The sequence below is a fragment of the Actinomadura rubrisoli genome (genome assembly GCF_004349215.1).
Taxonomy (GTDB): domain Bacteria; phylum Actinomycetota; class Actinomycetes; order Streptosporangiales; family Streptosporangiaceae; genus Spirillospora; species Spirillospora rubrisoli.
The window spans coordinates 1-10,489 of record NZ_SMKU01000334.1 but is presented as its reverse complement, the minus strand read 5'-3'; the positions used below and the strand labels follow the sequence as shown (position 1 = coordinate 10,489).

At 72.1% G+C, this 10,489-nt stretch carries 11 protein-coding genes; 6 read left to right on the top strand and 5 right to left on the bottom strand.

Annotated elements, in window-relative coordinates:
• The coding region (locus tag E1298_RS38165) for a M14 family zinc carboxypeptidase (RefSeq protein ID WP_131902212.1) at positions 1–2,409 on the top strand (2,409 nt) is incomplete at its 5' end.
• 68 nt (positions 2,410–2,477) lie between these two features.
• Here E1298_RS38165 and E1298_RS38160 read toward each other — a convergent pair.
• Entirely contained in the window at positions 2,478–3,146 is a 669-nt protein-coding gene (locus tag E1298_RS38160) for a peptidyl-tRNA hydrolase (protein WP_131902210.1), read from the bottom strand.
• A 165-nt stretch (positions 3,147–3,311) separates the two neighbouring features.
• Between E1298_RS38160 and E1298_RS38155 the strand changes: the two genes are divergently transcribed.
• Complete coding sequence (locus E1298_RS38155; protein WP_131902208.1) at positions 3,312–4,379, top strand: Rv1352/Rv1906c domain-containing protein; 1,068 nt, start codon at positions 3,312–3,314, stop codon at positions 4,377–4,379.
• Positions 4,380–4,412: 33 nt separating this feature from the next.
• On the opposite strand, the gene E1298_RS38150 is transcribed toward E1298_RS38155, so the two are convergent.
• Genes E1298_RS38150 through E1298_RS38140 form a run of 3 tightly spaced genes read right to left on the bottom strand, consistent with a single transcriptional unit; the run spans position 4,413 to position 5,860 of the window.
• Positions 4,413–4,805 (bottom strand): hypothetical protein, encoded by a 393-nt coding sequence (locus E1298_RS38150; protein ID WP_131902206.1) that lies wholly within the window; start codon positions 4,803–4,805, stop codon positions 4,413–4,415.
• Between the two features lie 2 nt (positions 4,806–4,807).
• On the bottom strand, positions 4,808–5,527 hold the full coding sequence (locus E1298_RS38145) for a hypothetical protein (RefSeq protein WP_131902204.1): 720 nt from the start codon (positions 5,525–5,527) through the stop codon (positions 4,808–4,810).
• A 21-nt stretch (positions 5,528–5,548) separates the two neighbouring features.
• Positions 5,549–5,860 (bottom strand): type VII secretion target, encoded by a 312-nt coding sequence (locus E1298_RS38140; protein WP_165975871.1) that lies wholly within the window; start codon positions 5,858–5,860, stop codon positions 5,549–5,551.
• A gap of 111 nt (positions 5,861–5,971) precedes the next feature.
• Here E1298_RS38140 and E1298_RS38135 point away from each other — a divergent pair, with 111 nt between their 5' ends.
• The 3 genes from E1298_RS38135 to E1298_RS38125 all read left to right on the top strand — a co-directional run bounded on the left by E1298_RS38135 (position 5,972) and on the right by E1298_RS38125 (position 9,313).
• Entirely contained in the window at positions 5,972–6,223 is a 252-nt protein-coding gene (locus E1298_RS38135) for a hypothetical protein (protein WP_131902200.1), read from the top strand.
• Positions 6,224–6,651: 428 nt separating this feature from the next.
• Entirely contained in the window at positions 6,652–7,482 is an 831-nt protein-coding gene (locus tag E1298_RS38130; RefSeq protein ID WP_131902198.1) for an SAM-dependent methyltransferase, read from the top strand.
• Between the two features lie 190 nt (positions 7,483–7,672).
• Positions 7,673–9,313: a M14 family metallopeptidase gene (locus tag E1298_RS38125; protein ID WP_131902196.1), complete on the top strand. Its 1,641-nt coding sequence runs from the start codon at positions 7,673–7,675 to the stop codon at positions 9,311–9,313.
• On the opposite strand, the gene E1298_RS38120 is transcribed toward E1298_RS38125, so the two are convergent.
• Positions 9,255–9,887: a TetR/AcrR family transcriptional regulator gene (locus tag E1298_RS38120; RefSeq protein ID WP_131902194.1), complete on the bottom strand. Its 633-nt coding sequence runs from the start codon at positions 9,885–9,887 to the stop codon at positions 9,255–9,257. The genes E1298_RS38125 and E1298_RS38120 overlap by 59 nt on opposite strands.
• A gap of 72 nt (positions 9,888–9,959) precedes the next feature.
• Between E1298_RS38120 and E1298_RS38115 the strand changes: the two genes are divergently transcribed.
• Positions 9,960–10,489: MFS transporter (locus E1298_RS38115; protein WP_131902192.1), on the top strand; the 530-nt coding region annotated here is incomplete at its 3' end.

Here is a 10,489-nt window from a genome sequence, read left to right as displayed (position 1 = left end):
CCCATGCGGACCACCCCCGTCTACCGGGGCGACGTCCCCTCCCCCAAGCAGGTCCTCGGCTTCGAGCTGGGTGAGCGGCAGGCCACCGCCGCCGAGTCCGACAAGTACCTGGAGACGGTCGCCGCCAAGAGCGGGCGGGTCGTCTCCGGGACGCTGGCCACCACCGCCCAGGGCCGTCCGCTGAAGTACGCGATCGTCGGACGGCCCGAGCTGGTGTCCAGGGCGGGCCTGGCCAAGGTGCGGTGGGAGGCGGGGCGGCTGCGCGACCCCCGCACGCCGGACGCGCTGGCCAGGCGGCTCGCCGAGCGCGGCGTCCCGATCCTGTGGGTCAGCGGCAACGTGCACGGCAACGAGCCGAGCGGCACCGACGCGGCGCTCAAGGTGCTGCGCGACCTCGGCGACCGGACGGACTGCGCCGCCAAGGCCGTCCTCGACAACGCCCTCGTCGTCGTCCTGCCCACGCAGAACCCGGACGGACGAGAGCTGAACACGCGGCAGAACGCCTTCGGCTTCGACATGAACCGCGACTGGTTCGCGCGGACCCAGCCGGAGACGGACGGAAAGCTGGCGATGCTCGGCCAGTACCCGCCCGCGCTCTACATCGACGCGCACGAGATGGGCGGGACGTCGTACTTCTTCCCGCCGAACGCCGACCCGATCTACCACGAGACGCCCGAGCAGGCCGTCGGCTGGATCAACGACGTCTACGGCGCGGCGATGGCGGCGGAGTTCACGCGACAGGGCATCGACTTCTTCAACCGCGACACCTACGACCTCTTCTACCAGGGGTACGGGGACACGGTTCCGACGACCGCCTTCCACGCCGCCGGCATGACGTACGAGAAGGGCGGCGGCAGCCCGTACCCGGAGCGGGTGAAGGAGCAGTACATCACCCAGTGGGTGACGCTGTCGGCGGCCGCGCGCAACCGGCACCGGATCCTCACCGAGTGGCGCCAGATGGCGGTGGACGCCTACAAGCAGGGCAAGGCGGGGCGGCTGGAGCCCAACCAGATCTACAACCCGCCGAACCAGATCGACCGCCCGGTGCCCGACCGCAAGGTCCGGAACTACTTCCTGCGGGACGACGACCCGGCCAAGCGCACCGAGGTCCGCGTCATCGTGCGGCGGTTGCAGCGCATGGGCGTGCGCGTGGAGCGACTCGTCCGCCCGCTGAGCGTCCCGGACTTCAAGGCGTACGGGCGTGCGGAGGCGAAGACCACTCTGCCCGCGGGGACGTACCGGATCTCCATGGCGCAGGGCCAGAAGCACTGGATCCAGGCCATGCTGAACGAGGACTCCTACACGCCGTTCCCGTACTTCTACGACGTGACGGCGTGGAGCATGCCGCTGCTGGGGAACGTGTCGGGCGGCTCGTCCGGCGCCGAGCTGCGGCCCGTGGCCGTGACCGCGCCGACGCCGCCCGCGCCGCGCCCGGGCCATGACGGACGCGCGCCGAAGATCGGCGTCCTCCAGCTGTCCACGACCTCGTCGGCGTCGCGCCAGTCGGTCGGCTGGCTGCGGCACCGCCTCGAACGCGAGTGGAAGCTGCCCTACACGCTGCTGACCCCGGCCGACGTGGCCGCGGGCAAGCTGGCGGGCACGCAGGTGCTGCTCGCCCCGAACGGCCCGGCCCCCTCCGCCCACACCGCGCTCGGCGACACCGGACGGGCCGCGCTGCAGAAGTGGGCGCGCGACGGCGGGCGGTATGTCGGCTGGCAGGGCGGCACGCAGCTCGCCGCGCGCCTCGGGCTGACCACCGCGACGCTGGCCGACCCGGCCTCCGACATCCCCGGCACGCTGTTCCGCGTGAAGGTGGACGCCGGGAGCCCGCTCGCGAAGGGCGTCGGCGGGACGGCGTGGAACTTCACCTCCTACGACCCGGTCATCCGGGCGTCCAGCGGCGTCGTCGTGTCGTATCCCGCCGTCGACTCGCCCGATTGGTTCGTCTCCGGCTTCCAGAACGGCGCGTCGGAGCTGGGCCGTACCGCGGCCGTCGTGGACCAGCCGGTCGGCAAGGGCCGCTCGGTGCTGTTCGCCGCCGAGCCCAACTTCCGCGCGTTCAGCGACGGTACGGCCAAGCTGCTCTACAACGCGATCCTCGGCAGGGACCCGAAGAACGCGCCCGCGCCGCAGGCGTCCGCGACCGCGAAGGCCGCGCAGGAGGCGGCGGCGCTGCCGTCCTACGAGTCCCCGATCCGGGTCTCGGTCAGGTCCGGTGACGCGGCGAAGACCGCGTCCGTGCTCCGCTCGGTCGGCGCGAAGTGGACCGAGCGCCGCAGCGGCGACGTCGTCCGCTACGTGGTCGACAACCCGCAGGGCCTGTCCGTCGACCACCACCCGTTCGCCGGACGCCTGCCGTCCCTCATCAAGAAGGCGGGGATCACCCCCATAGCGGTCACACTCCCGTAACCGCGCCCGTCCACTCGCGGCGAGTTGTTGTCAGGGCGGACAGCCCTGGCAGCGACTCGCCGCAGTGGTCAGCGGACGATCCAGGCGATGGCGGTCATCGTGCCGGGCGGGACCTCGGTGAAGCCGCCATCGCGGACGGCGACCGTCGCGTGCTTCACGCACCGGCGCCAGGGGACGTCCCGCGTGAGGTGGACGCGCGCGCCGGCCTCGGTCCACGCCGCGGCGTCCTTGCGGCCCGCCTGCCGCAGGAGCAGCTGCGCCGCGTGCCCGCACTGCGCGGCCGCCTTGCCGGTGGTCATCGTGACGTCCGGGTTGAGCGCGATCGCCGCGTAGGGAGGTTCCGGCGGCGGCTTGGGCTCCTCTTCGGCGAGGTCGAGCCCGGCGACCTGCAGCTTGGCCAGCTCCGACGGGACGTCCGACACCGGACCCGGCACGAAGGCGCGCACCTCCGCGCCCGCGTGCGCGACGGTGACGCCGGGCAGGACCTGGACCTCTGGCCAGCGGATTCCGCGCGCGCGCCGCGTCACCTTGCGGATCCGCCGCGACTCCCACTCGTGGACGGCCGCACGCCACTCCCCCTCGGGTTCCGTGACGCGCGGATCGGCCAGCAGCCGGACGACCGCCGTCGCCGCCGCCTCGCACGCGGCGTCGTGACCGGGCGGATCCGCCTTCTCCGCGCGTACCACCAACTGCATCGCCCAGGGCGGATCGTCGAGAGGGTCGTAGTCAGGTCGCACGCATGGAGTATTCCAAACGCGATCCGATGCCCGGCACGCGACTTTCCCGAGGCGGAAGTGGGTACTGCAACTCTTACGGTCCCCCGGACGTCAGTCCTGGTACGAGAGGACGGCTCGCCGGACGGGCGAGGGGGCACGGCGGAGGAGTCGGGTCGGAGGTCGCCGGTGACCAGTGGCGCGTGGAATGAATCCATCCCCGGAATCGGGACGTTTTTCGTCGGCATCGACGTCGCTCCGGGCCGCTACCGATGCGACGACGGCCGGGGCGGCTGGTGGGTCCGCTTCACCGGGCCCGGCGGCGGCGATCCGGTCGGCTCCTGGCCGCTCCCCTCGGGCCCCACCGAGATCGAGATCGCGCCCACCGACTTCGCGTTCGAGACGCACGTCTCCACCTACTGGCGGCGCGTCGCGCCCGCCCGCGGCCGCGGCGACCCCGCCGTGGAACCCCGCCCGGTCGCCGACCCCGGGCTGCGGGCCGAGCTCGACACGATCGTCGCGCGCCGCAGACCGCTGGTGTGGCTGGCCCCGCTGACCGTCCTCGGCCTCGGGCTGCTCGGCTCGCCGCTGCTCGGCTCCCTGTGGCTGCTCGGCCTCGGCATGCTCGCCGTCCTGGTCGCGCTCGGCACCCCGTCCGTCTCGCTCGACCTGCGGCGCGCCCGGGAGCTGGAGCGGCGCCGCGACCGCTACCTCACCCCCGAGGACTTCGACACCGAGGGCGCGGCGATGCTCGCCCGCGTCCAGGCCGCCGTCGACGCCGTCCGCGACTCGGAGGTCAACCGGGAGGGCCTGCTGGACACGGTCGACAACGCCGTCACGCTGCCGCGCCAGGAGTGGGAGATCGCGCAGGTGCTGGCGCGGCAGTCGAAGCTGCGCGCCGAGCAGGAGGAGGCCGCCGAGACCGCGCGGCTCCCGGAGGTCGAGGCGGCGCTGCGGCCGCTGCGCGACAAGCTCGACGCGTCGGTCGAGGCGGTGACGCGGCGCGTGGACGCCCTGGAGCGCTACGCCGAGCGCGCCCGCGCGGCCGACGAGGCGCTGCGCGCCCACCGCCACCTGGAGGCCCTCGCCGAGAAGGCCCACGAGTACGACGAACTGCTCGCCGACACCGTCCGCGACGACCTGGCGCTCCCCGCGATCGAGCGGCTCACCGAGCAGGGCGACGCGCTCGTCCGCACCCTCCGCGACCGGCTCGCCCAGGCCGCCGAGGCCGGCGGCGAACTCCCGCCGCCCGCCTAGCCATCGTTCCCCAGTTCAGCCGCCTTCCCCGCGTCAGCCGCCGGTCTGGAGGTCGTTCTGAAGCCGCTGTAGTTCTTCCACCTTCCGCGTGATCTCGTCCATCTTGCTCTTCACCTCCGCCTGGAGGCTCTTGAACCGCTCGACCTGCTCGTCGTCCAGGACCTCCTGATCCTCGCCCATCACCTCCTCCCACTTCTCGTTGAACCGGTCGATGTGCGGGGTCATCCCCGCGGCGAAGGCCGGGACGTGCGTCGCTTCCCGCAGTGACCGCCGCCCGTCCAGAACCTCCTGGACCAGGCGCCGGAACTCCGGGTCCCCGGAGTTGTCCCGGAGCAGCTCCAGGTTGCCGCGCACGCGCCGGGAGGCGTTCTCGTCGCCGCGGGCGACGTCCATCATCGGCAGGCCGGTCTCGTCGAACTCCGTCATCCTCAGATCACCTTGTTGTCGTAGGCGCCCTTGGGGAAGGGCTGGGCGTCGAGCCCGTGGATCGAGCCGAGCAGGCCGCTGATCAGGCCGATGAGGCCGAAGACCGCGGCGACGGTCAGCCCGACGTACCCGATGATCTTCAGCCACTTCTGGATGGCCAGCCCGATCTGGGCCATGATCAGCGCCATCCCCACCGAGGGCCCGACGATGGTCCAGCTGGTGGCGGCCGAGGCGGCGGCCTCGATGGCGATCATGACGGCCAGGTCGAGGACCGCCTCCAGGCCGCTCACCGCGGCCTTCGCGGACGACCACGCCCCGAAGGCGGTCGACTGGCACTCCCCGGCCACGGTCTTGATCGGGGCCACCTGCTTGTCGATCGAGTCCGCGAAGCTCTTGAAGTACGTCCCGCACGCGTCGGCGGCGTTGCCCTCCCAGCTCTTCAGCATGGCGCCGGAACCGTCCCGCACGTCCTTGGCGTAGGCCGTGTAGAACTCGCTCACATGCTCAAGGGCGGACGAGAACTTCGAGATCGACTCCCAGTCGCCGGCGAGCTGCTTGGCCAGCCATTCCGCCGGGTTCACTCCGCAGATCTTGTCGATCGCCCACAGCAGCCAGTGGCTCGGGCTGACGAAGTCGGTGAGGGACAGCGTGATGTCGACGGCCTTGGGCATGGGCTCGGCCGTCGTCGGCGCGACCAGCTTGGCGGCGGGTGATGCGGTCATGTGACCCCTTTCGAAACGGCGCTACTTCGGGTAGATCCCGTCGATCCTCTCGGCGTTCTTCTTCTCCGTGTGCCGGTAGACCTCGGCGCACTTGTGCAGTTCCTTCGCCGACGTGGCGGTGAGGGCGTCGAGCCGCGCGACGTTCTTCTGAACGGCGTCGCCGATGCGCAGGACCCCCAGGGTATAGAGAAAACCGAAGACCACTCCGCTTTTCTCGTCCACTTGCTGCTGACTGGAATCGACATAGGTCTTGGCCTTCTTCGCGTCACCGGAAAGCCCGTCGAGGGACGTGCCGAACGTTTCCAGCGCGCCGGGTTCGACCCGGAACGACATCTGTTCTCCTTCCATCAATGGTCACGGCGGGACGGCGCCCGCTCTCTTGCGCCGCTGTCGGAAGGCTGACAGGATCTGGTCCGCCGTCCACAGCGAGGAAGTGAGAGCGAGATGGGTCATCATGTCCGCCTGCGCGTGGTGGGCGGAATGCTCATTGTCATGGGCGCGGTTTACGGGATCGCTTGCGCGTTCATCCCTTTCTTCGGCGGCCTCTTCGGCGCCGCGGGATTCCTCATAGGCGGATTCCTGCTCATCCGCGCAGCCCGCTACGAAGGCAAGCGCGCGGCCGCTTTCACGCTCGCGGGCGTGGCCGTCGCCGGCATTCTGCTGTCAATGGTCTACCTCTTCCCCAAGCCCGACTGAGTTCCGCCCCGTCAAGATCACCAGGACTATAGGCGGACACGGCCGGGCATTGCAGGCAGACGCGCCAACCAGATCGGACCGGGCGTCCCAGAGCCCCTGATTCGGGCTTCAAAACCGTCCCGTATTACGGTCTGTCCGCAATATGGTCGTCAGGCGCAGCCACGGACGGGCGAACGGAGCACGCCCCAGGCCATCCTCCTCCGGACGGCCAAAACCCGCGATAACATCGACCGTAATCCGGAGTGAGTCTCTGCCCGGCCAGACGGCCCGTTTCCGGCTCCTCCGAGATCCCCTTTCCGGTAGCGGGTGGCCGCATCCGGACAGTCGCGCGACGCCGCAGGCACGGCCCGTTTCGCACGGCGTCCCTCCGGACGGACGTGATTACTCTGACGGGTTGAAGATTGTCAGGAACTCCCGGAAGGTCCCCCATGGACGACGGCGCGCCCCTGTCGACCCCCGTGATCGACGCCACCAGGCCGCACCAGGCCCGCCTCTGGAACCACTGGCTCGGCGGCAAGGACACCTATCCGATCGACCGCGAGGTCGGCGACAGGATCGCCGAGGTGTACCCGGAGATCGCCGACGTGGCCCGGCAGTCCCGGGCGTTCCTGGTCCGCGTGGTGCACTTCATGACGGGTCAGGGCATCCGGCAGTTCCTCGACGTCGGGACGGGGCTGCCCGCCGTCGACAACACCCACGAGGTGGCGCAGCGCGACGTCCCCGGCGCCCGGGTCGTCTATGTGGACAACGACCCGCTGGTGGTGACGCACGCCCGCGCGCTGCTCACCGCCGTCCCGGACGGGACGTGCGCCTACATCGAGGCCGACGTCCGCGCCCCGGAGGCCATCATCGAGCAGGCCGCGGCCGTCCTCGACCTCTCCGAGCCCGTCGGCCTGCTGCTGCTCGGCATCGTCGGCAACGTGCCGGACGAGGACGACCCGCCCGCCATCGTCCGCCGCCTGGTGGAGGTGCTCCCGTCCGGCAGCCTCGTCGCGATCAACGACGGGACGAACGTGCTGGGCGTCGACGAGTGGACGCCCGCCGAGGCCACCGCGCGCGGCGAGGCGCTCCGGCTGTGCGCCCGGGCCGGGACGGTCCCGTACCACGCCCGCACGCCGCAGTACATCGAGGCGCTGTTCGACGGCCTGGAACTGGTGGAGCCGGGCGTGGTGTCGACGCCGCTGTGGAGGCCGGACTTCCCGGAGATCGGCGAGCCGCGCCCGATCGACTCCTTCGGCGGCGTGGCGCGCAGGCCCTGACCGTTCGGCTTGACCGTTCGGAGCACGCCCGTGCACGTCAAGGCGCATACGGGGCAGGAAGACCGGCCCGGCTGATAGGGAAAGATCGGCCGGAGCCGGGGGCCGAACGCTGGCATACATTGCCCGTGCCGCGCCGTCCCGGCCTTATGGATCATGAAGCGACCTCCGGTCCCCCCGCGAGAGGTGCTTCATGCGGTCCTTGCTCGCCTCCGTCGCCGCGCTGGCACTCACCGGCGCCCTCGCCTCCGCCGTCCCGTCCGCGTCCGCCTCCCCCGGCGGGCCGGCCGCCGAGCAGCTCGTCCGGGTGAGCGTGCCGGACGCCGCCGCGGCCCGGCGCCTCGCCGCGCTGGACCTCGACCTCACCGAGGCCACCGGCCCCGGCTGGGCCGACGTCGTCCTGCACGCCCCGTCCGACGCGGCGGTCCTGCGCGCGGCCGGCTACACCTGGCGCGTCCGGGTCGCCGACCTCGGCGCCACCCGCGCGCAGGACCGCGCCTACGCCGCCGGGACGGCCAGGTCGCCGCTGCCCAGCGGCCGCACCTCCTACCGGACGCTGGACGACTACGAGTCGGAGATGTCCGCGCTCGCGCGCCGCCACCCCGACCGCGTCCGCCGGTTCACGCTGCCCGAGCGGACCCTGGAGGGACGGCCGGTCCACGGCATCGAGATCGGCCACCGCGTCGGCGCCCGCGACGGGCGCCCGGTGTTCCTCATGGTCGGCCTGCACCACGCGCGCGAATGGCCGTCCGGCGAGATGACCATGGAGTTCGGGTACGACCTGCTCCGCGGCGACCGGCGGGACCGCGCCGTCACCCGGCTGCTGGACACCACGCGCGTCGTCCTGGTCCCGGTGGTCAACCCGGACGGCTTCGACGCCTCGCGCGGCGGCGCGCTGGAGAACAAGCGCAAGAACTGCCGCGTCGCCGACGGCCGCGACGCCCCTCCCCCGCTCTGCACCCGGCCGGAGAACGCCCAGCTCGGCGTCGACGTGAACCGCAACTACGGGTTCGGCTGGGGCGGCACCGGGTCGAGCACGAACGTCCGCGCGAGCGACTACCACGGCGCGGGCCCGTTCTCCGAGCCCGAGTCGCGCAACATCCGCGACCTGGTCACCTCACGCCAGGTCACCACGCTGATCACCAACCACACCTACGGCGGGACGATCCTGCGCCCCTACTTCAGCAAGGCCGAGGGCGACACCCCGGACGAGACCGCCTACAAGGCGCTCAGCGACCGGATGTCGGCGCAGAACGGCTACACCGGCATGCGGTCGGGCGACGACTATGAGACGACCGGCGAGACCAACGACTGGTCGTACTACGCCACCCGCGGTCTCGGCTACACCTTCGAGTTCGGCCGCGAGTCGTTCCACCCCGCGTTCGAGAGCCTGATCGGCGAGTACTACGGCAGCGGCCCCACGGCGGGCAAGGGCGCCCGGGGCGCGTTCCTGGTGGCGCTCGGCAACGCCGCGTCCCGCGACGCGCACTCGGTCATCCGGGGCCGCGCCCCCGGCGGCGCCACCCTGACGATCAGCAAGAGCTTCACGCTGTGGACGTCCCCGGCGCCCGGCACCGGCCGGCCGCTGCCCGTCCCGACCCGGCTGACGTCCACGATGCGGGTGCCGCCGAGCGGCCGCTTCGTGTGGGACGTCAACCCCTCGGTCCGTCCCGAGTCGCCGTTCACGCCCGAGGGCCAGCACCCGGTGACCGGCCTGGTGAAGGAGAGCTGGACGCTCACCTGCACCCCGCACGGCCACGGCCACGGCTCGACGGTCAAGGTCCAGGTCGATCGCGGTGGGCGGGCGGACCTGGATCTGCGCCGCTGCCGCTGAACAGCTCGTCCAGGTGGTACCGCAGGACGTCCAGGGCCGCCGCGGGGCTCCGCTGCCCGACCAGGACGCCCGTCCCCAGCCCGTGGACGAGCGCGAGCAGCCGCGCGGCCTCCGTCCGCGGATCGGCGCCGCGCCGGATCGCGCCGTCCAGCGCCTCGGCGATCTGCCGCTCCAGGCGGTCCGGCCCGTCCACGAACGGCCGGGCCGCCAGCGACGGGTCGGTGATCGACAGGACGGCGTAGGACGTCCACACCTGGTGGAACGCGCGGCTCTCGGGGTCGGTGGGTAACGCCTCCTCCAGCAGCGCCTCGACGAACGCGCGCGGTGACGGCTCCGGCAGCGCGGCCAGCCGCGCCTCCCACCGCTCGCGGCTCAGCCGTTCCAGGCGCCGCAGGGCCGCGTTCATGAGCTCGGCCTTGCTGTCGAAGTAGTACTGGACGAGCCGCAGGGACACCCCGGCCTCGGCGGCCACCGACCGCATGGTCACGGCGTGCAGCCCGTCCCGTCCCGCGACGCGGACCAGCCCGTCGGCGATCTGTTCCCGGCGCGCGTCGTGATCGGCGGTTCTCGGCACGGCTCGATCCTCTCGCACCAGCGTCCTGATACGCATGTATCATTATGATACAGACGTATCACGAAGGTGGCCATGACCCGACGCGACCGGACGGTGCTCGCCCTGGCGTGCGCCGCGCAGTTCATGGTCGTCCTGGACGTCTCGGTGGTGAACGTCGCGCTCCCCTCGATCCAGGACGACCTGCGTTTCGGCCCCGTCGACCTGCAATGGGTCGCGGGCGCCTACGCCCTGGCCTTCGCGGGCCTGCTGCTGCTCGGCGGCCGCCTCGCCGACCTCTACGGCCTCCGCCGGACCTTCGTCCTGGGCCTCGCGCTGTTCACCCTGGCCAGCCTGGCGGGCGGCCTGGCCGACAACCGCGCCGCACTGATCGCCGCCCGCGCCGTCCAGGGCGCGGGCGCCGCCATCCTCGCCCCGGCCACGCTGACCGTCCTCACCACGACCTTCGCCGAGGACGTGCGCCCGCGGGCCCTCGCCGCGTGGACGGCCGTGGGCCTCGCGGGCGGGACGGCGGGCAACCTGGTCGGCGGCCTCCTCACCGACGCGCTGTCCTGGCGCTGGATCCTGCTGGTCAACGTCCCGATCGGCGCGCTGGCCCTGCCGCC

Coding starts and splice junctions, on each gene's coding strand:
- E1298_RS38150 (WP_131902206.1), bottom strand. CDS start 4,805: ATGACGGAGTTCGACGAGACCGGCCTGCCGATGATGGACGTCGCCCGC.
- E1298_RS38145 (WP_131902204.1), bottom strand. CDS start 5,527: ATGACCGCATCACCCGCCGCCAAGCTGGTCGCGCCGACGACGGCCGAG.
- E1298_RS38140 (WP_165975871.1), bottom strand. CDS start 5,860: ATGTCGTTCCGGGTCGAACCCGGCGCGCTGGAAACGTTCGGCACGTCC.
- E1298_RS38135 (WP_131902200.1), top strand. CDS start 5,972: ATGGGTCATCATGTCCGCCTGCGCGTGGTGGGCGGAATGCTCATTGTC.
- E1298_RS38130 (WP_131902198.1), top strand. CDS start 6,652: ATGGACGACGGCGCGCCCCTGTCGACCCCCGTGATCGACGCCACCAGG.
- E1298_RS38125 (WP_131902196.1), top strand. CDS start 7,673: ATGCGGTCCTTGCTCGCCTCCGTCGCCGCGCTGGCACTCACCGGCGCC.